Here is a 24982-nt window from a genome sequence, read left to right on the forward strand (position 1 = left end):
GAATGGTTGGAGACTTTTTGTTGTTGTTCAAATACAATTACATTAACAGATATTAAAATTTTAAAGGGGAATGATAACTATGGTACCAATAAGAATTCTAAGTGATAAAGATGTTAAGAACATTCTTGATATCAAGAATACAGTAGCATGTGTAGAAAAAGCCTATGCACTTAAAGCCAACAATCAGGTGAGACTATTCTCCATGGTATCTGAGGTGATTTTTGAGGGTAGGGCAGAAATGGATATTAAATCAGGGATGCTTAATGAAGAAGATGTGTTTGGATTAAAACTCGTTTCATGGTTTGGTGATAATAAAAATCAAGGGCTTCCAGCTATAACTGGGCTGACTATGTTATTTGATTTGAAGAATGGGTTTCCTAAGGCAATGATCAACGCAAGTTATTTGACAGGAATGCGTACTGGAGCAGCAGGTTCAATAGGCGTGAAACACCTGTCAAAACAAGATTCAAAAACACTAATGATTGTAGGTACAGGAGTTCAGGCGATTTTTCAAATAGCAGCCACTCTATCTCAAGTTCAGACAATCAACAAGGTATATATATATGACCCCGTAAAATATGAAAATGCATCAAAATTCCAGTATTCAGTAAAGACGGAACTAGATAAAATCATAAATGATATCAACGATACTTATAATAAGAGCTGGAAACAAAGAATTGAGTCAGTTCAGTTTGTAGCTGTAGAAAATCCAGTGAAAGCTTTGGAAGAAACCGATGCAGTAATTACGATAACGCCTTCGCGAAAACCACTGATTTTTAAGGAGTGGATTAAGCCAGGCATACATTTCAGCTGTGTGGGGGCAGACATGACTGGAAAACAGGAAATAGATGAAAAGATCTTTGAGGTAGCTTCTGTATATGTAGATGATATTACACAAGCATCGACAGTCGGAGAAACACAAAGTGCTATAAGGGCTGGTATATTAGGCAAAAACAATTTGACTGAAATCGGACAATTCATACTTGGAAATGCGAAAGGACGTACAAGTGATGAAGAAATTACGATTTTTGATAGTACTGGCATAGCATTGCAGGATCTTGCAGTTTCAAAATATATTGTATCAAAAGCAGAAGAAATGAATGTTGGGACAATCGTGCAAATATAAAATCGATATACAATTTGGAGGGATCATATTATGAAGTTAAAAATTTATACATTAAATTCATTTGCAAAATCCATTGAGGGAGGGAACCCTGCCGGAGTGGTACTTAGCGCTGATTATCTATCAGATGAGGACATGAAAAAAATAGCAGGTATCATCGGTTTTAGTGAGACTGCTTTTGTCATGAAGTCAGACCTTGCTGACTTCAAGGTTAGATTCTTTACACCTAATGAAGAGGTTGATCTTTGTGGCCATGCAACGATAGCAGCGTTCTATACACTTTCAAGCCAAGGATATATTAAACCAGGAAAATATTCTCAAGAAACAAAGGCTGGAATTTTAAATGTAGAAGTAATGGAAGACCTATCAATTATGATGGATCAAAATGCTCCAAGCTATTATGAAATAATAGACAAGGAGGAAATTGCAGATTCCTTAAATATTACTATAGATGAAATGTTGGGGGATCTACCAGTGCAAATTGTATCTACTGGCCTTAGGGATATACTTGTACCGATTAGAAACTTAGATATATTAAATTCTATAAAGCCAGATTTTGAAAAAGTAACAAATATCAGCAGTAAATATAATACCATTGGTTATCATATTTTTACCCTTGAATCACTAAAGGGTTCAAATGCTCACTGTAGAAATTTGGCACCTTTATATGGAATTCCAGAAGAATCTGCAACTGGTACATCCAATGGTGCCCTTTCATGTTATCTATATAAATATGGTAAAATCAAACCTGAACATGTTATTAATATATCTGTTGAGCAAGGTTACTCTATGAAAAAACCTTCAGAAATAGTTATAGCGTTAACCACTCAAGGGAAAGAAATTATTGAGGTAAAGGTGGGCGGAAAAGCATTGAATTTGTCTGAAACAGAGGTTGAAATATAATTGTAGAATATAAATTTCTAATAAATTGAAATAATAAGATAGCCAATTATATTTTTAAGCATAAATTCGGGCTACATACAAAGGCAACCCCCTATATCAAAGGGGGCTTAAGAGGTCTGGACTTTAACTGAAGAAGTTAGTCAATTGAATTAGCTATTCTGACTAATATGTCAGGTGTTTCTGTATTGGCTACTTTATTATATATCCCCATCATATACTGCAAATTATTTTTTTCAAAGACAAAAAAATTAAATAATCGGTCTTCGAAATAAATACCTTTGGTACCATCTTGAAGTGTATACTCCTTACCATTTAAGTTCAGTTTATTTTTGAAGTTCAATTTATTTTTTGAAGGACGAATGTCAATTTTAAAGATATTTTCTCTTATTTCTTTATTAACAAACCTAATTTCTAAGGAATCATTCACATTATAGTTCTTATCTTCAAAAAACCTTCCAAATTGATGTGTGAAAGAAATTGAAGGCAACATTTCGGGCAACTTTACTTCACATTTAAAATGATTTTCAAATTCCATTACTGCTGCTTTTACAGATTTATATCCAGCTTTTGTGAACCCTTCCTCAAAAGAAGGTGGAGTGTCGTTTGGATTTGCATTCACTGTTCCGTAATACAACCCACAAATAAATATACTTAATACTTTTATTCAATATCATCACCCTAAAAAATTATATTTAGGGTTAGTGTGTCCTGTTCAGTTACATTAATTCCTTCTTCGACTATCCAGCACCGTTAGTAGGAGAAGAAGGGGAAAACAATGTTATCCGTTATATTTTTTTGTAAACATCCGCGTAAGCTACTTTCAGTTATTCCTTTAATTTCCTGTTTTCCCCTTACGACTTCTGATTTTTTCTTTTTAGGGATGCAATGAGGGCATCCTTATTGCTTTCATTCATTTCTCGCTTAACAATTACGCCAAGGCGAAATTGATTGGACTGAAAAGTTTTAGCAATGTCAGTAGTAATCCCCAAAGCATAAAACCTTCTATCCTGAGCACATTACATGTAGGAGGTGAATATCCATGGGCAATAGAAACACCAATGGAATCAACAAAAACAACAATAAAACAATGAATGTTAGAACGCATAATCCTTTTGATACCTACAAAAAAATAGACCTCGATAAATCAAATAGTAATAACAATAACCCGAATGACAATCTAAATGAAGAATTCGCTGCAGAATTTGATGCGAAAGCCAAAAATAAAGATAATAAAACGAACCATAAGAAAAATCAACAGTCCAACAAAAACAAATAACTGAAATATTGGAGGCTTAAATAATGGCAAAGAAGAATAAAACAAGCTTCAAAAAGAAAAAGAAAGAAGATACACATAAAAGAAATGATCGTGAGGAATATTCAGCAGAATTTAATCAAGTAATTCATAACAATCCTCAACAACCAAAACAATCCAGTAAAAGATAACGAAAAACTGCTCCTTAAGAAAGTGAGAAAATACTTAAGGAGCATTTATTTTTTGCTGTTTTGGCGATTTTATGCCAAAAGAATAGGAAAGGTTGATTCACTTGCGAAAATTTTGTGTGAAACTTGGCATTTTTCTTGTATTGTTTGCTGTATTTATAAACACCCCAACAATTACTTATGCTCAACAAGGAATACCAGCCCATGCTCAATGGGGAAAAGTAGCGATAAAAGAGACACATGCAAAATACCCTCAAGCAAAAATCCTCGATTATTTGCATGAGGGAAGCGAGGTTATTGAAGATTCCACTATTGAAAAATTTAAACTTTGGCTAAAACAAAGTGACAAGGAATTCGGTGTACATGTTCGAATCGAATATGAAACAAATACAAATAAAGTAGTGAAAATCGAATTCCAAGAAACCACTCCATAAAATAAGAGGATGCCTAATTTCAGGCATCCTCATTCCGTTAGCTTTCTATCTTGTTAATAAATTCTCGCATTAATCCAGGTAAATCTGGCCATGCATGACCACTAATTAAATTGCCATCTGTGTGAAGATTAGCCTCGATATACGTCGCTCCGGCTACTTGAACTTCGGGCTTGCAGGCAATATAAGCGGTTAGCTCACGACCTTTCAGAACCTCAGGAATGGTCGCAAAAATTTGAGCTGCGTGACATACAGCAGCGATTGGTTTATTTGATTCAAAGAAATGGCTCACTAGTGCTGGAACATGCTCATTTAAACGAATGTATTCTGGCGCTCGTCCACCAGGAATGATGAGTCCGTCAAATTGTGCTGGATCTACCTCTGCAAAGGATGCGTGTGCTTCTAATCCATATGCTGTACGCTCGATGTATGTATCGACTCCATCGACAAAATCGTGCAATACCGTCTGTAATTTCTTTACGGATGGTGCCGCAATCGTTACATCATAGCCAGCCTCAAGACAACGGTAATAAGGATAAAAAATTTCTAAAGCTTCAACTGCGTCTCCTGCAAGTATTAATACCTTTTTCCCCATGCTTCCATCTCCTTTTATTTGTAATCTATTAGATTAATTCGACATTTTCAAAAATTTCCCTTCTATATTTTTAGTACGACGGAGAAAATCGCTGATAAATGCAAGAGAATCGCTGTTAATAATGGATCAAACGTCAGTCGGCTGAGGATCATTGCTCCTAAAATGCATGCCATCAAAACTTCAAACAACTTGCTTTACAACGGAAAAAATGAAGCGTATAGTATTTATTTAGCTAGGTAAATAAATGTTTGGGAGGACAACAACATGAATCCTATATTTCATGCTTTATTCCAAAAAAGTCGTTATTTAACGAATTGTTTAAATGAAGTACTGAAACAGCACAACTTGTATAGCTCACAATGGGCTATTTTATATTGCTTACATAATCACGGGCCCATGACATTAACACAAATCTGGAAGTATTTAAACGTTGAGGCACCGAGTATAACTAGAGCAATTACTCGACTCGAGACTTTAGGTTGGGTACTAAGAATTGATGGTGAAGATAAACGAGAAAAAATCGTTGCCTTATCACCATATGCAGAGGAACATTTGCCGGCTATTACTAAAACCATTTTAGCTTTTGAGGAAGAAATGGTAGGGGCATTGACTGTTGAGGAACAGCAGCAATTTATAATTTTACTGGAAAAAATGAAAGGTTGATTGACATGCAGCAAGAGGGGAATACAAAAATATGGACGAAGCGGTTTATTAGTCTCTTTTTAACAAATATTTCGGTATTTTTTGTTTTCTATGGATTGGTAACGACTTTGCCACTTTATGCGATTGGTGAGTTGCACCAGACAGAAAAGGAAGCGGGATTGTTACTGTCAGGATTTTTATTATCAGCCATTATCGTTCGTCCCTTTTCGGGTAAACTATTAGATGTTTTCGGGAAGAAAAAGCTTTTAGTTATTTCAATTATCGGTTATTTTTTATGTACAGTTTTATATTTATTCATTCATCCTTTTGGACTTTTACTAGGACTCCGTTTTGTTCAAGGGATCTTTTTTAGTATTATTACAACAGCAGCTGGCTCTTTAGCAGCGGATATTGTGCCAGCTAATCGTAAAGGTGCAGGTCTAGGCTATTTCACAATGTCTACTAACTTAGCAGTAGTTATTGGGCCATTTATCGGTTTACTGCTTATTCAATATAGTAGCTTTAATGTACTATTTATTGTTATGAGTATTTGTATATTAGCAGGAGGCATCCTAGCTGTAACGATAAATACTGATGATTTGCTTAAGCCTGAACATCAGGGTAAATTGACGTTTAAATTTGATGATTTATTTGAACGTCGCGCACTTCCGGTAGCGGCTATTGCTAGTTTAGTAGCCTTTTCATATGCGAGTGTTCTATCGTTTTTATCTGTCTACGCACAGCAAAAAGATTTAATGGCTGTAGCGAGTCTATTTTATGCAGTTTTTGCAGCAGCAATGCTTATTACACGTCCATATACAGGAAAACTTTATGATACAAAAGGGCCGCAGTTTGTTATTATACCTGGTATTATACTCTTTGCTATCGGTCTTGTTATGCTTGCATTTGTCTCAGGTCCGGCATTATTTTTATTTGCAGCCATCTTTATTGGATTTGGCTACGGAGCAGTGACTACAAGCTTACAAGCATTAGCTGTACAGTCTGCGTCACATACACGCAGTGGTTATGCAACCGCAACGTACTTTACGATGTTTGACATTGGCATTGCACTAGGCTCTTATATTTTAGGAATGGTGGCAGTGCAAGCAGGCTATTCTTCTGTATATCTAGCTGGAGCAGGCTTACTAGTTGTTGTCTTTATCATTTATTTAATACGTTTAATTTCTTTCAGCAGAAGTCTCCCACCTCTATAGGGGGTGAGGTGAATGTTGGTTTAAGTTACTTTTCAGCGGGTGTCCAAAAACCTGCTGAAAGAAATTAAAGCCTCCGGCGGATATCACGGAATCGGAAAGGAGTTCTTAAAGGATGTTAGCCTAAAATCATCGCATCCATGCGATAACGGCTAACTGAACTGCATCACGCAGGCCTAAGCACAAAGCCGATTCCGGACGCAATTATGCCGAGGCATAATTGATAAAAATAAAATCGAAAAAAGTAGCACATGTATAAAGAAAAAAACAGTTGGGACATCCCAACTGTTTTTGTTATTCACTATATACGACCATATCCAGTAAAGTGCTTTTTCCAATAAGTGCTATTGATGTTAGCAACTGAAACACCACCGTCACTTGCGCTAATCATTTGATTATTTCCTATATAAATGCCTACATGTGAGATACCAGCTTTATATGTATTAGAGAAAAATACTAAATCGCCTACTTGAGGTGAACTTACTTTTTTAGCTGTACTGTAAAAACCAGCTGCTGACTTACGAGCTGTCGAAATACCAGCATTATTATATACGTAAGTAACATAGCCTGAGCAATCAAAACCTGTACTCGGTTTGCTTCCACCAAATGTGTATTTTACGCCTAATTGTTGTTTAGCAACTTGCACTAGGTTAGTTGTTGGTTTAGGTGTAACTGTAACTGTTGGTTTAGGTTTAGCTGCAGCTGTTGGTTTAGGTGTAGGTGTTGATATTGTTGATGATGTGAGTGGGGTATTAAGGTTTAACTTTTGTCCAACGCGAATTGTTGAAGAAGATAAGTTATTCCATTTCATCAATGTTTGATAAGTAACACCGTACTGATTGGCAATCTTCCATAAAGAATCACCAGATTTTACTGTATAAGTTGCCGCTGATGCTGTGTCAATTGTTGAAAAAAGTACAGATGAACTTAAAGCCAATGTAGCTAATTTCAATCCCCATCTATACTTTTTATTCTTTTTCATAATATGTATCCTCCTAAAAACTTTAAAAGCTTAATATATATATGATATTAACATTGTAATATTACAATAGTATGTCAATAAAATAACATTAAGGATACAAATTATACTAATAATAATTGGGAAATATATTACTTTATGGCTCATCATCAAAAATCAGGGGTGATATTTGTATATATATACCATGTGTGTAAGTTAAATGGATGAGGACTTGGCGATTTCTATGCGGTTCTTTATGAGCATATATTTTGTTTATATATGAAAACGAAGATGATAAAAATGAAATATTGGGGGATATTAAGTATCTGAATGAAGTGAAGGGGGGAGACCGACTCTTGGTAAGGCAAGGGACAGTCCCCATAGTTTAATTTTTTTCTTTTTGAATTGCTTTACGTGCAAGTGCATCTGCAGCTTTATTTTGCGTATCTGGAATCCATTTGATGAAAAATAAATCGAAGCTACTCGCAAGTGTAAGTGCCTGCTCAAGATAAGGTTTAAATTCCTCATTTTTCACATATTCTTTTTCCATAGAGGCAACAACAATTTTTGAATCAGAGCGCACTGAGACTAGGTTTGAACTTAGCTTTAGTGCTTCTTCAAGGCCACGTACTAAGGCAGTAAACTCAGCAATATGATTATTGGCTTGCCCTATATACTCACTGATTTGTATATGATGGCCTTCGCCTTTAATAAATATGCCAATACCACTGGGGCCAGGATTTCCTGCACTAGCAGCATCTATATATACTTCTAACATAAAATCCCTACTTTTTGATTTAGATTTTACTTTAATTGTACATCAATAGTGCTTTTTCACAATATCTAAGTAGATGTTAAATGGAAAAACAAAATAGTTGCTTGTTCAAAATGTTCACTTCATAATAGTAAGAAGCGAAATTTGGACGTGAAAGGAGTGAGAGTTCAATTTGGATAAAGTGACGGTTATGAAAGATATTGATGAACTGCATGATACGTATTGTGCTGATTGCTTAGTGATAAAGCAATTACGAAAAGAGCGTGGGAAACCTGGAGCTCATCGTTTCTGTATTAAAGCCTGCTCAGTAGGAGAGCGACTACAATTTCTCGGAGAAGAGCTCTTGAAGGTATATAGTAAATAATGTTTTTAACATATAACAGAAATGTCTTTTCAACTGTGGCAAAGCAATCATAGGTCTAAACGGACTATGTTTAAATAAAGTAAAGCTTAATGATAAAAGTTTCATTTTTGATCAATAAATAATCATATTTACTAAATTCGATGCATAAATAACAATATGTTCGGAAAAAATAGTATTGGTTGGTTACCATAGAAAAAGCTACTTTGTTGTCGGCTCACTGCCGATAACAACTGTAGCTTTTTTCTATGTAGACTAAAATGCGCCGCACACTCCAAAGATTGCTTAGAGCGTGTGGCGCTATTTTAATCATTATTTAGCTGAAGCATAGTTACTTAAATCTTGGTAGTATTTTGTGAGAGAGGAAGCTGAAATATCGAACGTCGCTGCAATTTCTTTTACTGTCATTGATAGCGACTCGAATAGCTCTTTTTCTTGACCATATCGAATCGCGCCAGCAGCAATGGCAGCCTCTTTGCGCGCAGATGGTTGTCCTTCAATTAAATAGTCCTCTAAAAGCTCTAACATAGGAGCTGTTTCTCGCTCATTTTGCTCAAGGAAATCTTTAACTTGTGTGATTACATTGCTCTCAAAGTTTGTGAATTCCTCGCCTTTATAACCGTTCGACACAAGTAACTCCCAGAAGGATAAATGCTCTTCTTTTAAGAATGCACCAACCTTCTTCTCAGAAGCCTCAAAATTTTGCTTAAACTGCTCAAATACCTTTGCATGATCTTCCGGGAAGAAGATAAGCGTTGAAACAGCTAAATAATACTCTGATTTTTTGGTACCATCTGGTAAGATGAATGCAAAAACATGCATACCTTCAGGGATTGGTTTGTCATTTTCACGACGAATATAAATTTCTTCATTTGTTAACACATGTGTAGCTTTGAAATATTTTTCTTCTACAATTGACACGGAACCAATAAATAGTTGGGGTTGTGACCATTCTTCTAACACTTTTACTGTAGAAGGTCTTACCGTTTTTTTCTTTGTTTTCTTTAAGTAACCTTTCCAAATAGATGGCTCTTGATGGAAGAAGAAGTCGTCTAACGCGATCGCCTCAATTAGCTCTCTTTGTAGTACGCTCTCTAATTTAGGCTGCCATGTACCTACATGTTCGATATAGGCACGAACATCTTTGCGTTCTGGATATTCTAAGTAAAATGTTTGTAGTACACGCTCTAATTCTTCGATTGCTACAGCTTCTACTGTAACCTGCTGTTTACCTTCACAACATTTTTTATATTTTTTGCCGCTACCGCATGGGCATGGATCATTACGTTTTACCATAATTAGAAACACTTCCTTTGAAAATTGTTAGTCGAATATTGCTAAATAAATTGCATACATTTAATAATAACGGTACATTTGTACGAAGGAAAATGATAGTCTATTTAGAAAAATCAAAAAATGTGGATGGACGCCCTGATTCTAGTATATGTACGAAATTACCAGCTTAGAACTAAAAAAAGAAAACCATCTACGCTTTAGAAATAGCATAGATGGTTATCGCAATGTTTAGCCTTTGATAGCTTCCATTTCTGTCGTTAATCGTTCAAGCTCTTCAATAAGGTGACCAATGTAAGCAATCGTATCTCGAAGCGGCTGGTCTGTTGTAACATCGACACCCGCCATTTGAGCTAGCTCTACAGGCGATTTCGTACCTCCAGCTTGAAGGACTGCTAACCATTCATCTACAGCCGTCTTACCTTCTTTTAAGATCCGCTTGGATACTTGTGTAGAAATTGTTAAGCCAGCGCTATATGTGTATGGATATAGGCCCATATAATAGTGTGGTTGACGCATCCAAGTAAGCTCGGCTCCCTCAGTAATATCGACAGTGTCACCCCAGAAATCTTCTAATACTGAGCGTTTTAATTGATTTAAAACGGTAGCATTCACAGCTTCTCCAGCGTCGATTAATTCATACACTTTTCGTTGATAAGCTGCCTCTAGTAAGTGTGTGACGAAGTTATGATAATACGTTTTAGACACAATGTTTGAAATAACCCAACGTTTGAAGCGAAGATCATCGTTATGAGTTAATAAATAATTAGCTAGTAGCATTTCATTCATTGTCGATGGTGCCTCGATGAAGTATAACGAAGGACGACTGTTAAAATAAGATTGATGGGCATGTGCATTCACAAAATGACCTGCGTGCCCAAGCTCATGAATTAAAGTGAATACCTCATTCATACGTTCATTCCAAGACATTAAAATATACGGATGACTACCATATGGACTTGAACAGAATGCCCCAGTCGATTTTCCTTTGTTTGGTGCATAATCAATCCAGCGTTCGTTAAACGCCTTTTCGATCATCTCTTTGTAATCCTCACCCATAACGTCTAATGCTTTTTCAACATATTCTTTTGCTTCAGCCATTGTTAATTTCGGATCATAGTCTGGATCAAGGGCGATCTTTAAATCAGCAAATGTCATTTTTTCAATGCCATTTGCTTGTTGAATAAGCTTTGCGTAACGGCGCATATGAGGTGCAAGCTCTTTCGTAATCAGATCTATTTGACGATTATAAAGCGTACGATCAACATCTTGATCAAATAATAAATAGTCAATGACAGAATCAAAACCTCGTAAATCAGCCATTGTTTTTTCCTGTTGAATGTGTGTGTTATAGATTTTCGCAGTTGTGTGCTGATAATCGCGTAATTTATTCGAAAATGCTTGGAATGCAGCATGGCGTACTTTTGTATCAGCGTCAAACTCCCAGTCATTTTCGTATAATACAAAACTAAGTGGATGTTTTTCGCCATTGGCCTCAAACTCTCCAAAATGCATATCTACAAGCTTTGTTGTATTATACGTTTCATATGGTGCATCAAAAGTAGAGCTAAATGCAGCTAGTGCTTTTTCTACCTCTGGATGCAGCTGATGAGGCTTTTGTTTTAATAATTCCTCTAAATAGACTTTATAATTAGGGCTCAATGTAGCAGCTTCCTCTAAAATAGACTCATCTAGTGCTAGTAATTCACTGCGTACGAAAGAAAATGTACTACTTATTTTTCCGACTGCCGTACCATATTTTGCAGCACGCATTTGGGCTTCGTTATCTGTATGATCAGCTTGATTATTCAAGCTTGCATAAGTACCAATAGGAACTATGCTTTCATATAGTGCTTCATAGGCTGTTAAAACATCAATTACCTTTTGGGCATCCGTAATTGTACCTTGATACGTACGTTCAAAATTTCTTGCATCTTCCACAAGCTGCGCTAAAGCAGGCTCAAAATCCGCGTCATTTTCAAGTAAATTTGTTAAATCCCATGTTTGTTCCACTGGTACATCTTTTCGTAATGGTAATACCTCCATTAATTAACACCCCTTTTTAAGTAAGTGATTCCATTATAACGAAACTATTTCGGAAAGTGAAATAATAATAGAGAATAGTTTTAATGTTCATAAAAATATAAAAATAATATAGAAACTTATGTTCGTGTTAGCTATAATGGATTTAAGGTAAAGGGGGGGATGTAATTATAATGCAGTTAGTTTGTGAGAAACCAGATGTGTATAAGCTTAGTCACGTGAATCAAGATAATTTATGGAAAAAGTTAATTGCGGATTTGTTTGAAGATTTTTTGTTGTTCTTTTTGCCAGATTTACATGAAGAAGTAGATTTTTCAAAGCAAGTTGAGTTTTTACAGCAAGAGCTTTTCAAAGAAATTATTGAGCATCGTCAAGGGCGCAAGGTAGCTGATCAAATTGCGAAGGTTCATCTGAAAAATGGGAAAGAACAATGGATTCTCGTCCATACAGAAGTCCAAACTATTGATGAAGTGCATTTTGCGAAGCGTATGTTTGAATACTTTTATCGTATCAGTGATCGCTATGGTAAGAAGATTGTAGCAATTGCTATTTTTACAGGTAAGAGTACTAAAAGCACGAATCAGTATCTTGAAAAGTTTTATGGTACAGAAATTATGTATACTTTTAATAAATTTGTTGTTTCAGATTTTGATGAAGAAGAATTGAAAAAATCCCCGAAGCTACTTAGTAAAGCGTTACTAGCATCTATTTATTTGAATAGAACAAAAAACGAAATGAGCCATCGTAGTACTTACAAAAGAGCTTTGTTAAGAAAAGAGTGGTCATTAAATAATGATAAACGAACAGAAGTAAGTGCGTTGCTTTATTTTATTGATTATTTATTGAAACTACCAAGAGCTATGTCTGAAAAGTTTGTAAGAGATGTAAAAGAGGAAATTAGAGGAGGAAGAAGTTTTGCATCTATATAAAGGAGATCTACCGCCGACACTTGCTGCAGTTTTGGAATTAGAAAGGCAAGAAGGATTTGAGCAAGGAATCGAACAAACCATTAAACAAATAATCAGTGGTTTGATTGAAACGGGTGCTGACGATGATTGGATTGCTGAAGTTTCAAAGCTTCCAGTGACAAAGATAAAGGAAATTCGTAAGGAACTAAAATAATCTAATTGTGTAGAAAGATAAAAATGACAATCCATTATTAGGTTTGTTGTAAGTTTTTAACGTCTAATTGATGGAATACATCTGTTTTTTAGGAATGGCTTTGTAGTGGAAATGTGATGGTTTTTGTATTTACAAATGTCCTTAAAAATTGTTTGTGTTAATGAGAAAAATGTGTGTATAGCCAGTATACTTTGCAACGCATACTAAAGGCTAGAACAACTGGCACATTGGAGGAGAAATAATGACACAAAACTTAAACAAACAATTGAATAAGCTTGTCGCTACATGGTCTGTACTTTATACGAAATTGCACAATTATCATTGGTATGTTACGGGAAATTCCTTCTTTACACTACATGCAAAATTTGAAGAATTATATAATGAAACAACGTTAAATTTAGATGAAATTGCAGAGCGCATTCTTTCGAAAGATGGAAAACCAGTTGCTACATTAAAAGAACATCTTGAGCTATCCTGTGTAGAGGAAGCGACAGGGAATGAGACGACAGAGGAAATGGTGGTTACAACTATTGCCGATTTCCAAAAACTTATGAAAGCTTTAAATTCAACAATGGAGCTTGCGGCAGAAGAAGGGGACGATCGAACAGAGGATTTACTAAATGCTATGTTCCAGTCCCTTGAAAAGCATACATGGATGTTGAAAGCCTTCCTTGGGCACAAATAACCGCAAGTAAATGATAGGCAATGGGAACTCTTTAGTGAGTTCCCATTGTCTATTTTTTTGACGTTTCATAAAAGTACATAACCAATGTTTCAAAACGTGAACATGTATCGCAAAGAGATAACATATATTACAGTTCTATAAAGAATGGGCAAAATGAGTTTTATTTTTATATAGGAAGGGTAGATACCTAGTAAGCCATACAGATTAGGAGGAATTGAGCATGATAAATGAACAAAATCCACAAATTGAAGTGGCCCATACAAGGGAAGAAATGCTTCATATTTTAGAAAGTGTGCGATTAGAAGCATATCAAATAGAGGACATTCACGTTATTGCAAAGGATCCAAGTCATTTTGAGGATGTAAAATGGGATGCTAATGTAAAAACACATGAGGTAGGGAATTGGATAGATCAATTTAAATCATGGTTTACCGGTGAATCGGCAGTAACAGAAGGAATAAAGCGATTTGATCTTACAGAAGGACAAACAGCTTACTATGCTCATCTCGTAGAACAAGGTGTTATTGTATTATTAGCTGAGCAGTCAACTGCATCCATGACAACATAATCAGATGATTGCTAGTCGTCTTGATTCACGTGTAACAGGGAGAGTTTCCTCTTGAACATCATTTAAGCGCAGAAACTATATAAAACAGAGTGAGTGCACGTGCATCACTCTGTTTTTGCATAGGGAGGATTCAAAGCTGATTAATGTATAGCTTTTTCATGTTCTTGTTTTTTAATAAAGCGTAATACATGGAGATGCTCTAATTGAGCAACAAGGTTACCCATTAGAATAAAGCTACCACCTATAATTAATTTTACCGTTATTCCTTCCCCGATAAACATCATGGCAAACATCGCTGCAAAAATTGGTTCTAAGGAAAATATTAGTCCTGTATGTGTAGCGGAAGTGAACTGTTGTGCAACAGTTTGACCTACGAAGCAAAACGCACTACAAATGACACCGAGTCCTATAATAGCAATCCAAGAAGTCGTTGAATTTGGAAGTGTTGGTGTTTCGAAAATTAATGTTAAAACGAGTGCATAAAGTCCAGCAAAACCGAGCTGGTAAATGCCATAGGAAATTGATTCAACGCTCCGTGTAAATGTACTGTTTAACAGTAAGTAAATCGAATAACATAGTGCAGCGATGGCTACTAGAATATCCCCTTTTTGAAAGGTAAATGAGCCATGAGCAGTTAACACTGTAATCCCGAGCATTGTGCAAACAATCGCAAAGCTAACTGCTCTTGAAGGTAGTTTCTTTTCAATAAAACTGCTGAAAATAGGTACTAAGACAACTGTTAGACTTAAAATAAATCCAGCATTCGATACAGATGTTGTTTCTAGTCCAAATAAGCTTAGAGCGAACACAATGAATAGTAGAAACCCTTGAATAGCTGCATATTTTAAAGTTTTAGCATTGACCTTAATTATGCGTTTATAAAAGATGATGCCTGCTGCGAAAAATGCGATGATACAACGCAATGCCACCACATTATAAACCGCCAATGTTTCAAGCCCCATGACCATAAAGGTATAAGATAATCCCCAAAACATTGTCACTATAACCATTAATAAATTTGCTTTTCCTTGGACACTCATTATGCTCACCTACATTCTGTGTACTAAAACAGTTTTCATACTAAAATTTACTATATATCTTGTATTGTGATTAGTAAAACGAATGTTTATAATGATTAGTATTAAAAAAATTCATGTATATAGAGGACAAGCCAATGAGTTTAGTCAAATATGAGATTTTGAATAAAGTGGCTGAGGTAGCTAGCTTTACAAAAGCAGCAGATGCATTAGGATTAACCCAATCTGCTGTAAGTCATGCTGTTTCAAGCTTAGAAAAGGAGTTCGGCTTTGCACTCATTCACAGAAGTCGAGCAGGTGTCACGTTAACGAGTGAAGGAGATGCAATGCTAAGGGCAATGAGACATGTCCTCGATGCAGAGGAACTGTTAGAGCAAGAAGCAGCACATATACTTGGTGTTACTCGTGGAAAAGTGCGAATAGGTGTAATTTCAAGTATTTCTTCAAACTGGATGCCTGAAATTGTTCGTATTATGGACAATCAATTTCCTGGTATTCAAGTTGAATTGCGTGAGGGAGATTATTATGAAATTGAACAATGGCTATTAAGTGGAGAGGTTGATGCAGGATTTTTAAATGGTCAAAAGTCTAAGCAATTTCGGTATACTGAACTACAGCAGGATCCATTGCTGTGTATTGTCTCCGATAAAAGTCCGCTTTATGATAAAGCAGAAATTGATATTGTTGAACTAGAAGATTTGCCATTTATCATGACTTCATATAAAGGGACAAATGATGTGAAAGTACTGTTAGAGCAATATCACGTGAAGCCAAATATTCGCTTTGAATTATCGGAAGAGGTAGGGATTATTTCGATGATTTCTCATCAGCTTGGAATTAGTATTTTACCGAAATTAGTGATAAATAACTTACCACCTACGATAAAAGCCATACCTTTAAAACAAGGAGGCTATCGCACAATTGGATTAGCTATGAATCACCAAGCATCACCAGTAACGAAGAAATTTGCGGAGATATTAAGTTCCTGGTTAAAAGAGCAAAATATGAAATAATTTATAGTGGAGAGCAACAAGCTCTATAAAAACAACATTGAAGCATCACATAGCATTACGTTAAAATAGTATTTGTATATTTATCTTCATTCAGCAAATGTATTTTGTAGCGAAAGCAAAGCGGCAGCTACAGAAGATTCCCACCTCTAAAGATGGTGAGATGAATGCAATTTTGATTACTTTTTCAGTGGGTGTCCAAACACCTACTGAAATAGAGGAACTCAGTCTAAGAACGCCACGTCCTGTGGCAATTTATCTGTGCGAAAGCGTAGCGACAGCAACACACGACTGAGTGACCAACATCATGTTGCTGACGCTACGTTAGCACTGCGCTTTCGCACAGAAAACATTTGCTGCTGACGCTGCGTTAGCACTACGCTTTCACGCAAAAAACATCATGTTGGCCCAAAGCCTCCGGCGGATGTCACGGATTTTCAAAGGAATGAATACAAGGATGTTAGCCTAAAACCTTCGCATCCTGCGAAAACGGCTAACTGACCTGCATCGGTAAAAACGCCACGTCCTGTGGCATTACCGAAATGACCGACATCGTGTCGGCCCTCGTGCAGGCCTAGGCACAATTCAAAATCCGGACGCATTGTTTATCTGTAGCGAAAGCAAAGCGACAGCTACAATTACGCCAAGGCGAAATTGATTAGAAAAAAGGTGAGTGTATGGGGACATTGCGAGGTAAGACTGTACTCATTACAAGTGGGGGAACACTTGAAAAATGGGATCGTGTGCGTGGGCATACGAATTTATCGAAAGGGTCGATGGGCTGTTATTTAGCTGAAGCGGCTCTAGCGGCTGGGGCAAACGTTTTGTATATGCATGGTTATTTCGCGCAGCTTCCGACGAATAAAGATAAAATGCGTACCATTCGATTTGAAGGCATTGAAGATTTAGGCGAGAAAGTTCGACACGCTGTTCAGGAAGAACAGGTGGATATCGTTATCATGGCAGCGGCAGGTTCTGATTGGCTCATTGACAAAGTATATGACCAATCGGGGAACTTAATGGAGGAAACAGGTAAAATGCCATCTGACGAGCCACCTATCATTCACTTTAAAAAGGCACCTAAAGTTTTAGGTCAAATAAAAGGGTGGCAGCCGAAAGTTACTTTAGTGGGCTTTAAACTTGAGGCAACAGATGATGAGGAATTTTTACTGTCCCGTGCACGTCTACGAATGGAATCGGCCAACGCTCAGTTTATGGTAGCTAATAGCTCACAGTCTTTATATGGTGGGGAAGAACCACATTGGATTGTACCGGCTCAAGGCGAACCGATAAAGATTATGGGCAAGCAAAAGACAGCGAAAGCATTGATGGATGTTTTGCAAAATGATTAAAACAAAAACTGTGTAGAGGTAAATATTATCTGCACAGTTTTTGTTTTTTTGTACCATGAAGACGATATTGATACATATTGCTATAACTAAATTAAACGAAAAAATACTTCCTTTTTCTTAATTACATAGTATTCAACTAGGTTTTGTAATATTTATATTGACAATAGGTTTTCAGAATTATAGAATTATTTCCAAGAAACGTAATATTCTTATCTAAAGAGGTGCAGGACTTGGTCCAAAATGAAGCTTCGATAACAAATAGTGTAGGTCAAGTCCAACAGAGCTACCTAAGAGATAAGGGAGCTATGATTGACGTGTTGGTCTCTTTTGTACAAAAAATATGGTAAAAGAAGGTGTGTATCGGATGACTCAACAGGTAAAGGTAGATGACAAAAAACTAGAGGCAATTGCAAAGGCAATTCAAAATTTGGAATTTGGAGAAGTACACGTTACGATTCAAGATGGTGTCATTGTGCAAATTAACAGACTTGAAAAGCAAAGATTTCCACAGAAAAAGTAACCGATATGACGATAGTTGAACGGATGTTTGGAGGCCACAGAAATTATTTCCTTGTGGACATTTTTTTGTTTAGGTACTGCTGAGCAGGCTATCCTTTATACTGAATTTGAAGGGGCTTTTCATTAGATTACTCCTAGAATTACTTTTTCATCAACCAAACTTAGTATTTCGATAAAGGGCTGGAAAATACGACAAAAAACAGGATGATTACGATGAATCACCCTGTTTTTGCGTATATTTTCCTTGCAATAGCCTATTCATAAAAACTTTTTGGGATTTCACCAATATGTCTGCGATGATACAGTAAGGGTTCCTTCTGTGAATCATCAATTTCTAGGACCTGCCCAATAAATATCGTATGATCTCCAGCATCAATTTGCTGAGATATTTTGCATTGTAAAATGGCTGCAGTATCATGCAAAACTGGTAGACCTAAAGCAGAGGTTGACCAGTTAGCCTGGGCGAATCGATCTGGGATTTTACTTGAAAATAGCGTACATAAGTGTTCTTGATTGCTCGCTAAAATATTAACAGCGAACTTCTGAGCTGCAGTAAAATATGGATGCAGCTGTGATTTTTTATCGAGCGACCATAAAATAAGGAGTGGATCTATGGAAATTGACGTAAAGGAATTGACAGTTAAGCCAATAGGTTCATTTACGTCATTACAAGCAGTGACAACTGTAACGCCTGTTGGATAATTACCTAATACAAGTTTAAAAGCAGCTACTTTGTCTGTCATTCTAATCACCTCTTCATTGATTTACGGAAATGAAAAATCTTTTTTGATGAACCATCAGCACCGAAATCATTTCGTTGCCGAGCATATCAATTATGCCTCGGCTAATTGCGTCCGGAATCGACTTTGTGCTTAGGCCTGCGTGACGCAGGTCAGTTAGCCGTTATCGCATGGATGCGATGATTTTAGGCTAACATCCTTTAAGAACTCCTTTCCGATTCTGTGACATCCGCGGGCTTTGGGCCACCATGATGTTGGTCACTCAGTCGTTGCCACAGGACGTGGCGTTCTTAGACTGAGTTCCTCTATTTCAGTGGATGTTTGACACCCGCTGAAAAGTGACTTAAAACCGTATTCATCTCACCACTTTTAGAGGTGGGAGACTTCTGTACCTGTCGCTACGCTTTCGGTACAAAAGACATTTGCTGAAAGAAGTTAAAAATAGATATCATAAAATATAGTAACTTCTCAATAATTATAATATTCTTAATTTTATTTTAAACCAACAAAACTAACAGGTAAAGTATATAATAAAGAAAAAAAGGAGATTTAGTCATGACTTTATATTTTGACCATCTAGTTCATCAAGTTCAATCGCCAGAGAATACAAAGATTTTCTTAAATAAACGTAATATCCATACAGTTAACGGTGGTCAACATACAATGTGGGGGACGTACAATACGTTAAGCTATTTTGGATTAAACTATATTGAGCAAATAGCAATTTATGATCGTAATTTATTTGAAAATGCAGTGAAACTACCTTATTCCCTACATTATACGTTTAAACGTGCAAACGAGCGCTATGGTTTTTCAAGAATTGCATTACGTACAAAAAAAATCGAGGAAGAGGCACAACGTTTACGTGCACTTGGCTTTGATGTATATGGACCTGATGCTTGTAGTCGTACTAGACCAGATGGCTCCGTAGTCGAATGGAAGCTATTGCATTTTGGCATGCCAGAGCAGGTAATTGATTTTCCATTTTTGATTGAGTGGGCTGATACAGATGAGGAACGTATTGCACAATTAAAAGTAAACGGAGCTATTGATACGAATCAATCAATAGCGATGGAATCTGTACAATTTTATGTAAAAGATGTGCAAGCTACTGTGAATTTGTGGAGGGAAGTATTACAACTACCAGAGCCTGAACAACAAGAACAGTTTATTTCTTTACAGTTGCCAAATATACGACTAGATTTTTATGACGAAGTCGCGGCAGCTACTATGACGCTTGGCCATTTAAATGAAGGACCGTTTGGGGTTACACTTACGGATACTGACAGAACGAAGGAAACGCTAGTTTTTCCAGGAGCATTTTATTGGATCAATCGCTGAAATTATCGTATTTAGAAGATAAAGCAACGCTAATACAATTAAGAGCATTTGAAAAAAAGGAGCCGTTCATCCAACGAACAGCTCCTTTGTTATTAAAATTTCACAACATTTGATGCCTGTGGTCCTCGATTACCTTCCACTACATCAAATGATACCTTTTGACCTTCTTCAAGTGTACGGAAGCCTTCCTCTTGGATTCCCGTAAAATGTACAAATACATCTTCTCCATCATCACATTCAATAAAGCCATAACCTTTTTCATTATTGAACCACTTTACGATTCCCTGTTGCATAAGCATTCGCCTCCCATGCGCTTGAAATGTAGAATTAAATCAATTAAGTCGTGACATAACCTGCGAAAATGTGAAAAAATGCATTTCCATTAAGAACATACATGAATTGAGCAAAGTTGTCAATTGATTGTCGAAATGCTTGTATAACTAACTATGATTTCTTTCACAAAAAAGTCTATAATGGAAAATAACAACATAGAAAGTAGGATGCCAAATGACAAAGAAAAAACAACCTTTAACAGATCTAGAAATCGCTAGTCAAGCAGTTATGAAGCCTATTACAGAAATAGCGAAAGCTGCAGGTATCCCTGAGGATGCGCTTGAGCAATATGGTGGCTACAAAGCAAAAATAGATCCATTAAAAATAACAGCACATGGTGAGGACGCAAAAGTTGTATTAGTTACAGCCATTAGTCCAACTCCAGCAGGTGAAGGGAAATCAACTGTAACGGTTGGACTTTCTGATGCACTTCATCAATTGAATAAAAATGTTGTTGTTGCTTTACGTGAGCCATCACTCGGCCCTGTAATGGGTGTGAAGGGTGGAGCAACAGGTGGTGGATACGCACAGGTTGTACCGATGGAGGATATTAACTTGCACTTCACTGGTGACCTTCATGCAATTACGACTGCAAATAATGCATTATCAGCCTTTATTGATAATCATATCCACCAAGGAAATGCTTTAAACATTGACCCTCGCCGTATTATTTGGAAGCGTGTAATGGATTTAAATGATCGCGCCCTTCGTAAAGTTGTTGTGGGTCTCGGTGGTCCTGTTCAAGGGATGCCACGTGAGGACGGCTTTGACATTACTGTTGCATCAGAAATTATGGCAGTTTTCTGTTTAGCTACAAGTATTGAAGATTTACGTGAACGTTTAGCAAGTATCGTAATCGGCTATACATTTGAGCGTGAGCCTGTATTTGTGCGTGATCTTCAAGTAGAAGGTGCCTTAACATTATTATTAAAAGATGCCTTCAAACCAAACTTAGTGCAAACACTTGAGGGGACACCTGCCATTATTCACGGTGGGCCATTTGCCAACATCGCACACGGCTGTAACTCGATTATGGCGACGCAAACTGCACGTAAATTAGCCGATATTGTTGTGACAGAAGCGGGCTTTGGTTCAGATTTAGGCGCTGAAAAATTCATGAACATTAAAGCGCGTAAAGCTGGCTTTAAACCAAGTGCAGTTGTGATCGTAGCGACGATTCGTGCATTAAAAATGCATGGCGGTGTAGAGAAAACAGAATTAGTTGGCGAAAATGTAGAGGCACTTTTACAAGGAATTGAAAACCTAGAGAAGCATGTCGAGACGATTCGTACATTTGGTGTGGAGCCAATTATTGCGCTTAATCGCTTTATAACAGATACAGAGGCAGAACTTGATGCTGTATTAAATTGGTGTCAAGAGAAGCATGTTCGCATTGCTCGTACGAACGTCTGGGAGGAAGGCGGAAAAGGTGGTTTAGCCTTAGCAGAACAAGTGCTAGCTGTTCTTGATGAAGAAAACAATTTCTCACCTTTATATGATGTAACTGAATCTATTGAGGAAAAAGTACGTACAATTGTGCAAAAAGTTTATGGTGGGAAAGATGTGCAATTTACCGACCAAGCGAAAAAGCAAATCGCCCAAATCGAAAAATTCGGCTGGGATGTACTACCGATTTGTATGGCCAAAACACAATACTCATTATCGGACCAACCGAAATTGTTAGGACGTCCAGAAGGCTTTACAATCACTATTCGCGAAGTCATTCCTAAACTTGGTGCAGGCTTCCTAGTTTGCTTAACTGGGGATATTATGACAATGCCAGGTTTACCAAAAGCACCTGCTGCTTTGCGTATGGGTGTTGATAATGAAGGACATGCGGTAGGATTGTTCTAAAAAAAGAAAAAAATAAATACAACATACAAAGCTGCTCCTTTAAATTATAAAGGGCAGCTTTTTTAATTAATATCCGCCATATTCAATAAGGAAAAAGCAGCTAACCATAAAAAAATTGCAATTCGAATGATTATATACATTGTATATTCAAAAAAAGAAAGTTTTCTTTCACGTTTTAATTTTTTAAAAAGTCTTACAGAAAAAACAGAATATAAGAGTAGAACTGCTATAGATATTTGATATACGTTCTCTAAAAAGTCCACATTTTCTAACAGACTTTTCAACATGATCATCCTCTCATCCTAGAATATATGAGTTATCTTTTTTTAGTATGCTGATCCTTTAGTGGAATAGTAGGTTAAATAGGCTATTTAGTTAATCTAAATTGTGATATCTAGGACTCTGATTAATAGCTAGAATCTTTTTCATAATCTTATTAAAGAAACAGTAGGAACACCAATCTGTTTTGTAGATTTTTACTATGAATGTATTGTTAAATTAATATTTATTTAAAAATATATTGAATTTTCTTTCTTCTTTGAATATAATTTATTTAATTTTAAAAGGAAACACTGTACCTATAATAGAAACAAAGAGGGTGGAGACTTGAAAATAGCAACAGATATTGGCGGTACTTTTACCGATTTAGTGTATACGGATGAAAAAGGGAATCTTCATTTTGACAAAGGGCATACGACTCCAGGTCATTTTGAGGATGGCATACTGAATGTATTAGAAAGGCATGTAACGGAAGATTCATTGGTCGAATCTTTTATTCATGGTTCTACGGTCATTATTAACACGTTAACAGAAAGAAAAGGAGGCAAAGTCGGATTAATAACGACGAAAGGCTTCCGTGATGTTTTAGAAATTGCTCGTGGGAATAGACCAGATTTATACAATTTTAAATATAAAAAGCCGACACCATTTGTGGAGCGCTATTTAAGACAAGAGATCGATGAGCGAATCGATTATAAAGGAAATGTTTTGAAAGCATTAAACATTGAAGAAGTAAGTCAAATAGTAAATAAATTTAAGGAAATAGGTGTAGAAGCAATCGCCATTTCATTAATTCATGGCTACAAAAACCCTATGCATGAAACACAACTAAAAGAAGAGATTCTAAAAATTTGGCCAGAGGTGTATATAACACTTTCAAGCGAAACGATTAAAGAATATAGAGAATATGAAAGAACCAATACTACTGTCTTAAATTCGTATGTAAAACCGATTGCTCACGCTTATTTAAAAAGCTTAAAAGAAAAATTAAGTACGATCGGCATTACAGAGCATTTAAATATTATGCAATCGAATGGAGGAACGACAAGTTTTGAAAAAGCAATGGAGCTGCCAATCAACCTAGTGGAATCTGGTCCTGTTGCAGGGATGTTCGGAGCGGCTAAGCTAGGAGAGCTTTTAAATGAATCCAATATTATCGCTTTTGATGTTGGTGGAACGACTGCGAAATGTTCCCTCATAACAAATGGAAAAGTAAATGTAACAACAGATTACTATATTGAAAGAAATGAAAAATTTGCAGGCTATCCTATTAAAACACCTGTCGTAGATATTGTGGAAATTGGAAATGGTGGCGGTTCCATCGCTAGAGTAGATCAATTTGGCTCATTAAAAGTCGGCCCAGATTCTGCCGGAGCTAACCCAGGACCTGTCGCCTATGACTTAGGAAACATGCAACCGACCATAACGGACGCTAATGTCTATTTAGGAAGATTGTCATTAGAAAACTTTGATAATCCGGCTTCTATTAACAAAATTGAAGAGGCACTTATTGCATCAATTGCTAAACCATTTCATGTTACAGCTGAAGAGGCAGCGCAAGGAATTCTAGATATTGCAAATTCTAATATGTTAAATGCCCTAAAATTAATTTCTATTCGTAAAGGATATAATCCAGAGGATTTTACAATGGTTGCCTTTGGTGGTGGTGGTCCACTACATGCTATTAATTTAGCGGAAGAACTGAACATGAAAAAAGTGATTATTCCATACGGGTCATCCGTTTTTTCAGCATTAGGTATGATGATGACGGAATACCGACAAGATTATATTCAAACAAATTTAATGGACTTTGATAACAATCGTATAGCTGATATTCAAAAAAATATCGATATAGCTATTGAAAGTGCCTATTCAGAGGCTCCCTTATCAAAAGATCATTATCTTTTTGAGATTAATTACGATTTACGCTATAAAGGCCAAGAACACGCTGTAAAATTGAACGCATCCAATATCACAATCACTGAAGCTGAGCTTAGTCATTTAGCGGAAGCATTCCATTTTAAACATAAACAGGAGTTTTCTTTTGATTTACTAGATACTCCAATTGAGTTAGTAAATTTACATCTCACTATTTATGGGAAAGATGAAGCAGTTCAATTTAAGGAGTTAGATTTCTCTAACGTTGACGTAACTACATGTATAAAATCGAAACGTCAACTATATGTCAAGGGAACTGGATGGATAGAAGTAAATGTTTATGATCAACAAAAGTTAGTACCTGGATATGTGATTTTTGGGCCTGCAATTGTCGAAAATCCTACATCTACGGTCGTTATAAGTGAAAAACAATCTATTGAAATAGATACTTATGGAAATATGATTGTGGAGATGGAGGGGAAGTAAGTG

The 24982-nt window shown here is 36.4% G+C and carries 29 protein-coding genes and 1 pseudogene; 19 read left to right on the forward strand and 11 right to left on the reverse strand.

Translation table 11 applies throughout. From position 1 onward, the window contains the following. Nucleotides 1–79 precede the first annotated feature (79 nt). A complete protein-coding gene (locus ABH968_RS08250; RefSeq protein ID WP_370043543.1) occupies nucleotides 80–1126 on the forward strand; it encodes an ornithine cyclodeaminase family protein in 1047 nt (348 codons plus the stop codon). Nucleotides 1127–1156: 30 nt separating this feature from the next. Continuing rightward, nucleotides 1157–2026, forward strand: coding sequence for a PhzF family phenazine biosynthesis protein (locus tag ABH968_RS08255; protein WP_370043544.1), 870 nt, complete (start codon nucleotides 1157–1159; stop codon nucleotides 2024–2026). Between the two features lie 136 nt (nucleotides 2027–2162). Here ABH968_RS08255 and ABH968_RS08260 read toward each other — a convergent pair whose 3' ends face one another. Then, nucleotides 2163–2645, reverse strand: coding sequence for a carbon monoxide dehydrogenase (locus tag ABH968_RS08260; protein WP_370043545.1), 483 nt, complete (start codon nucleotides 2643–2645; stop codon nucleotides 2163–2165). Between the two features lie 205 nt (nucleotides 2646–2850). Further along, nucleotides 2851–2952, reverse strand: a pseudogene (locus tag ABH968_RS08265) (DUF6262 family protein); the annotation flags it as partial. A gap of 113 nt (nucleotides 2953–3065) precedes the next feature. On the opposite strand from ABH968_RS08265, the gene ABH968_RS08270 reads away from it, so the two are divergent. From ABH968_RS08270 to ABH968_RS08280, 3 genes are all read left to right on the forward strand, one after another. Further along, a complete protein-coding gene (locus tag ABH968_RS08270) occupies nucleotides 3066–3302 on the forward strand; it encodes a hypothetical protein (RefSeq protein ID WP_370043546.1) in 237 nt (78 codons plus the stop codon). Between the two features lie 23 nt (nucleotides 3303–3325). After that, nucleotides 3326–3469, forward strand: coding sequence for a hypothetical protein (locus ABH968_RS08275; protein WP_185903432.1), 144 nt, complete (start codon nucleotides 3326–3328; stop codon nucleotides 3467–3469). 101 nt (nucleotides 3470–3570) lie between these two features. Further along, complete coding sequence (locus tag ABH968_RS08280) at nucleotides 3571–3900, forward strand: DUF3889 domain-containing protein (RefSeq protein WP_370043547.1); 330 nt, start codon at nucleotides 3571–3573, stop codon at nucleotides 3898–3900. Between the two features lie 37 nt (nucleotides 3901–3937). On the opposite strand, the gene ABH968_RS08285 is transcribed toward ABH968_RS08280, so the two are convergent. Next, nucleotides 3938–4492, reverse strand: coding sequence for a DJ-1/PfpI family protein (locus ABH968_RS08285; RefSeq protein ID WP_370043548.1), 555 nt, complete (start codon nucleotides 4490–4492; stop codon nucleotides 3938–3940). A 264-nt stretch (nucleotides 4493–4756) separates the two neighbouring features. Between ABH968_RS08285 and ABH968_RS08290 the strand changes: the two genes are divergently transcribed. Both ABH968_RS08290 and ABH968_RS08295 read left to right on the forward strand, forming a co-directional pair. Continuing rightward, nucleotides 4757–5155, forward strand: coding sequence for a MarR family winged helix-turn-helix transcriptional regulator (locus ABH968_RS08290; protein ID WP_370043549.1), 399 nt, complete (start codon nucleotides 4757–4759; stop codon nucleotides 5153–5155). A gap of 5 nt (nucleotides 5156–5160) precedes the next feature. Next, a complete protein-coding gene (locus ABH968_RS08295; protein WP_370043550.1) occupies nucleotides 5161–6348 on the forward strand; it encodes an MFS transporter in 1188 nt (395 codons plus the stop codon). 298 nt (nucleotides 6349–6646) lie between these two features. Here the strand turns inward: ABH968_RS08295 and ABH968_RS08300 are convergent, their stop codons facing one another. Next, complete coding sequence (locus ABH968_RS08300; protein ID WP_370043551.1) at nucleotides 6647–7327, reverse strand: C40 family peptidase; 681 nt, start codon at nucleotides 7325–7327, stop codon at nucleotides 6647–6649. A 361-nt stretch (nucleotides 7328–7688) separates the two neighbouring features. After that, a complete protein-coding gene (locus ABH968_RS08305) occupies nucleotides 7689–8081 on the reverse strand; it encodes a ribonuclease HI family protein (RefSeq protein WP_370043552.1) in 393 nt (130 codons plus the stop codon). A 169-nt stretch (nucleotides 8082–8250) separates the two neighbouring features. Between ABH968_RS08305 and ABH968_RS08310 the strand changes: the two genes are divergently transcribed. Next, the gene (locus ABH968_RS08310; RefSeq protein ID WP_370043553.1) at nucleotides 8251–8442 is read left to right on the forward strand and encodes a zinc-finger domain-containing protein; all 192 of its coding nucleotides are present in this window, start codon (nucleotides 8251–8253) and stop codon (nucleotides 8440–8442) included. Between the two features lie 309 nt (nucleotides 8443–8751). Here the strand turns inward: ABH968_RS08310 and ABH968_RS08315 are convergent, their stop codons facing one another. Both ABH968_RS08315 and pepF read right to left on the reverse strand, forming a co-directional pair. Next, nucleotides 8752–9735, reverse strand: a complete 984-nt coding sequence (locus tag ABH968_RS08315; RefSeq protein WP_370043554.1) for an SEC-C domain-containing protein — start codon at nucleotides 9733–9735, stop codon at nucleotides 8752–8754. A 228-nt stretch (nucleotides 9736–9963) separates the two neighbouring features. After that, complete coding sequence (gene pepF / locus ABH968_RS08320) at nucleotides 9964–11778, reverse strand: oligoendopeptidase F (protein WP_370043555.1); 1815 nt, start codon at nucleotides 11776–11778, stop codon at nucleotides 9964–9966. Nucleotides 11779–11948: 170 nt separating this feature from the next. On the opposite strand from pepF, the gene ABH968_RS08325 reads away from it, so the two are divergent. The 4 genes from ABH968_RS08325 to ABH968_RS08340 all read left to right on the forward strand — a co-directional run bounded on the left by ABH968_RS08325 (nucleotide 11949) and on the right by ABH968_RS08340 (nucleotide 14150). After that, the gene (locus ABH968_RS08325) at nucleotides 11949–12704 is read left to right on the forward strand and encodes an RpnC/YadD family protein (protein WP_370043556.1); all 756 of its coding nucleotides are present in this window, start codon (nucleotides 11949–11951) and stop codon (nucleotides 12702–12704) included. Further along, nucleotides 12691–12897: a hypothetical protein gene (locus tag ABH968_RS08330; RefSeq protein ID WP_370043557.1), complete on the forward strand. Its 207-nt coding sequence runs from the start codon at nucleotides 12691–12693 to the stop codon at nucleotides 12895–12897. Before ABH968_RS08325 ends, ABH968_RS08330 begins: the two co-directional genes overlap by 14 nt. Nucleotides 12898–13138: 241 nt before the next feature. Next, nucleotides 13139–13582, forward strand: a complete 444-nt coding sequence (locus ABH968_RS08335; RefSeq protein ID WP_370043558.1) for a Dps family protein — start codon at nucleotides 13139–13141, stop codon at nucleotides 13580–13582. Between the two features lie 220 nt (nucleotides 13583–13802). Further along, complete coding sequence (locus ABH968_RS08340) at nucleotides 13803–14150, forward strand: general stress protein (RefSeq protein WP_370043559.1); 348 nt, start codon at nucleotides 13803–13805, stop codon at nucleotides 14148–14150. Nucleotides 14151–14290: 140 nt separating this feature from the next. Here ABH968_RS08340 and ABH968_RS08345 read toward each other — a convergent pair whose 3' ends face one another. Next, nucleotides 14291–15190: a DMT family transporter gene (locus ABH968_RS08345; protein WP_370043561.1), complete on the reverse strand. Its 900-nt coding sequence runs from the start codon at nucleotides 15188–15190 to the stop codon at nucleotides 14291–14293. 134 nt (nucleotides 15191–15324) lie between these two features. Between ABH968_RS08345 and ABH968_RS08350 the strand changes: the two genes are divergently transcribed. The 4 genes from ABH968_RS08350 (at nucleotide 15325) to ABH968_RS08365 (ending at nucleotide 18069) form a co-directional block, all read left to right on the forward strand. Further along, complete coding sequence (locus ABH968_RS08350) at nucleotides 15325–16200, forward strand: LysR family transcriptional regulator (protein ID WP_370043562.1); 876 nt, start codon at nucleotides 15325–15327, stop codon at nucleotides 16198–16200. A 160-nt stretch (nucleotides 16201–16360) separates the two neighbouring features. Next, on the forward strand, nucleotides 16361–16492 hold the full coding sequence (locus tag ABH968_RS08355) for a hypothetical protein (RefSeq protein ID WP_370043563.1): 132 nt from the start codon (nucleotides 16361–16363) through the stop codon (nucleotides 16490–16492). A gap of 382 nt (nucleotides 16493–16874) precedes the next feature. Next, nucleotides 16875–17549 (forward strand): phosphopantothenoylcysteine decarboxylase domain-containing protein, encoded by a 675-nt coding sequence (locus ABH968_RS08360; protein ID WP_370043565.1) that lies wholly within the window; start codon nucleotides 16875–16877, stop codon nucleotides 17547–17549. A 364-nt stretch (nucleotides 17550–17913) separates the two neighbouring features. Then, on the forward strand, nucleotides 17914–18069 hold the full coding sequence (locus ABH968_RS08365; RefSeq protein WP_370043566.1) for a YezD family protein: 156 nt from the start codon (nucleotides 17914–17916) through the stop codon (nucleotides 18067–18069). A gap of 253 nt (nucleotides 18070–18322) precedes the next feature. On the opposite strand, the gene ABH968_RS08370 is transcribed toward ABH968_RS08365, so the two are convergent. After that, nucleotides 18323–18811, reverse strand: a complete 489-nt coding sequence (locus ABH968_RS08370; RefSeq protein ID WP_370043567.1) for a flavin reductase family protein — start codon at nucleotides 18809–18811, stop codon at nucleotides 18323–18325. A 552-nt stretch (nucleotides 18812–19363) separates the two neighbouring features. Between ABH968_RS08370 and ABH968_RS08375 the strand changes: the two genes are divergently transcribed. Then, complete coding sequence (locus tag ABH968_RS08375; protein WP_370043568.1) at nucleotides 19364–20149, forward strand: VOC family protein; 786 nt, start codon at nucleotides 19364–19366, stop codon at nucleotides 20147–20149. Between the two features lie 92 nt (nucleotides 20150–20241). On the opposite strand, the gene ABH968_RS08380 is transcribed toward ABH968_RS08375, so the two are convergent. After that, complete coding sequence (locus ABH968_RS08380; RefSeq protein WP_079560081.1) at nucleotides 20242–20442, reverse strand: cold-shock protein; 201 nt, start codon at nucleotides 20440–20442, stop codon at nucleotides 20242–20244. Nucleotides 20443–20656: 214 nt separating this feature from the next. On the opposite strand from ABH968_RS08380, the gene ABH968_RS08385 reads away from it, so the two are divergent. Next, nucleotides 20657–22336, forward strand: a complete 1680-nt coding sequence (locus ABH968_RS08385; protein ID WP_370043569.1) for a formate--tetrahydrofolate ligase — start codon at nucleotides 20657–20659, stop codon at nucleotides 22334–22336. Between the two features lie 62 nt (nucleotides 22337–22398). On the opposite strand, the gene ABH968_RS08390 is transcribed toward ABH968_RS08385, so the two are convergent. Further along, on the reverse strand, nucleotides 22399–22623 hold the full coding sequence (locus tag ABH968_RS08390; protein WP_370043570.1) for a hypothetical protein: 225 nt from the start codon (nucleotides 22621–22623) through the stop codon (nucleotides 22399–22401). A 319-nt stretch (nucleotides 22624–22942) separates the two neighbouring features. On the opposite strand from ABH968_RS08390, the gene ABH968_RS08395 reads away from it, so the two are divergent. Continuing rightward, nucleotides 22943–24979, forward strand: a complete 2037-nt coding sequence (locus ABH968_RS08395; protein ID WP_370043571.1) for a hydantoinase/oxoprolinase family protein — start codon at nucleotides 22943–22945, stop codon at nucleotides 24977–24979. Nucleotides 24980–24982 lie beyond the last annotated feature (3 nt).

This window comes from Lysinibacillus sp. RC79 (assembly GCF_041262405.1).
In the GTDB taxonomy this organism is placed as follows: Bacteria; Bacillota; Bacilli; order Bacillales_A; family Planococcaceae; genus Lysinibacillus.

What these genes read in the sequence shown, in the direction of transcription:
- pepF (WP_370043555.1), bottom strand. Translation starts at nt 11,778, where the DNA reads ATGGAGGTATTACCATTACGAAAAGATGTACCAGTGGAACAAACATGG.
- ABH968_RS08385 (WP_370043569.1), top strand. Translation starts at nt 20,657, where the DNA reads ATGACAAAGAAAAAACAACCTTTAACAGATCTAGAAATCGCTAGTCAA.
- ABH968_RS08345 (WP_370043561.1), bottom strand. Translation starts at nt 15,190, where the DNA reads ATGAGTGTCCAAGGAAAAGCAAATTTATTAATGGTTATAGTGACAATG.
- ABH968_RS08315 (WP_370043554.1), bottom strand. Translation starts at nt 9,735, where the DNA reads ATGGTAAAACGTAATGATCCATGCCCATGCGGTAGCGGCAAAAAATAT.
- ABH968_RS08380 (WP_079560081.1), bottom strand. Translation starts at nt 20,442, where the DNA reads ATGCAACAGGGAATCGTAAAGTGGTTCAATAATGAAAAAGGTTATGGC.
- ABH968_RS08255 (WP_370043544.1), top strand. Translation starts at nt 1,157, where the DNA reads ATGAAGTTAAAAATTTATACATTAAATTCATTTGCAAAATCCATTGAG.
- ABH968_RS08355 (WP_370043563.1), top strand. Translation starts at nt 16,361, where the DNA reads ATGAATGCAATTTTGATTACTTTTTCAGTGGGTGTCCAAACACCTACT.
- ABH968_RS08305 (WP_370043552.1), bottom strand. Translation starts at nt 8,081, where the DNA reads ATGTTAGAAGTATATATAGATGCTGCTAGTGCAGGAAATCCTGGCCCC.
- ABH968_RS08375 (WP_370043568.1), top strand. Translation starts at nt 19,364, where the DNA reads ATGACTTTATATTTTGACCATCTAGTTCATCAAGTTCAATCGCCAGAG.
- ABH968_RS08360 (WP_370043565.1), top strand. Translation starts at nt 16,875, where the DNA reads ATGGGGACATTGCGAGGTAAGACTGTACTCATTACAAGTGGGGGAACA.
- ABH968_RS08270 (WP_370043546.1), top strand. Translation starts at nt 3,066, where the DNA reads ATGGGCAATAGAAACACCAATGGAATCAACAAAAACAACAATAAAACA.
- ABH968_RS08390 (WP_370043570.1), bottom strand. Translation starts at nt 22,623, where the DNA reads ATGTTGAAAAGTCTGTTAGAAAATGTGGACTTTTTAGAGAACGTATAT.
- ABH968_RS08275 (WP_185903432.1), top strand. Translation starts at nt 3,326, where the DNA reads ATGGCAAAGAAGAATAAAACAAGCTTCAAAAAGAAAAAGAAAGAAGAT.
- ABH968_RS08285 (WP_370043548.1), bottom strand. Translation starts at nt 4,492, where the DNA reads ATGGGGAAAAAGGTATTAATACTTGCAGGAGACGCAGTTGAAGCTTTA.
- ABH968_RS08290 (WP_370043549.1), top strand. Translation starts at nt 4,757, where the DNA reads ATGAATCCTATATTTCATGCTTTATTCCAAAAAAGTCGTTATTTAACG.
- ABH968_RS08370 (WP_370043567.1), bottom strand. Translation starts at nt 18,811, where the DNA reads ATGACAGACAAAGTAGCTGCTTTTAAACTTGTATTAGGTAATTATCCA.
- ABH968_RS08365 (WP_370043566.1), top strand. Translation starts at nt 17,914, where the DNA reads ATGACTCAACAGGTAAAGGTAGATGACAAAAAACTAGAGGCAATTGCA.
- ABH968_RS08250 (WP_370043543.1), top strand. Translation starts at nt 80, where the DNA reads ATGGTACCAATAAGAATTCTAAGTGATAAAGATGTTAAGAACATTCTT.
- ABH968_RS08340 (WP_370043559.1), top strand. Translation starts at nt 13,803, where the DNA reads ATGATAAATGAACAAAATCCACAAATTGAAGTGGCCCATACAAGGGAA.
- ABH968_RS08295 (WP_370043550.1), top strand. Translation starts at nt 5,161, where the DNA reads ATGCAGCAAGAGGGGAATACAAAAATATGGACGAAGCGGTTTATTAGT.
- ABH968_RS08350 (WP_370043562.1), top strand. Translation starts at nt 15,325, where the DNA reads ATGAGTTTAGTCAAATATGAGATTTTGAATAAAGTGGCTGAGGTAGCT.
- ABH968_RS08325 (WP_370043556.1), top strand. Translation starts at nt 11,949, where the DNA reads ATGCAGTTAGTTTGTGAGAAACCAGATGTGTATAAGCTTAGTCACGTG.
- ABH968_RS08300 (WP_370043551.1), bottom strand. Translation starts at nt 7,327, where the DNA reads ATGAAAAAGAATAAAAAGTATAGATGGGGATTGAAATTAGCTACATTG.
- ABH968_RS08335 (WP_370043558.1), top strand. Translation starts at nt 13,139, where the DNA reads ATGACACAAAACTTAAACAAACAATTGAATAAGCTTGTCGCTACATGG.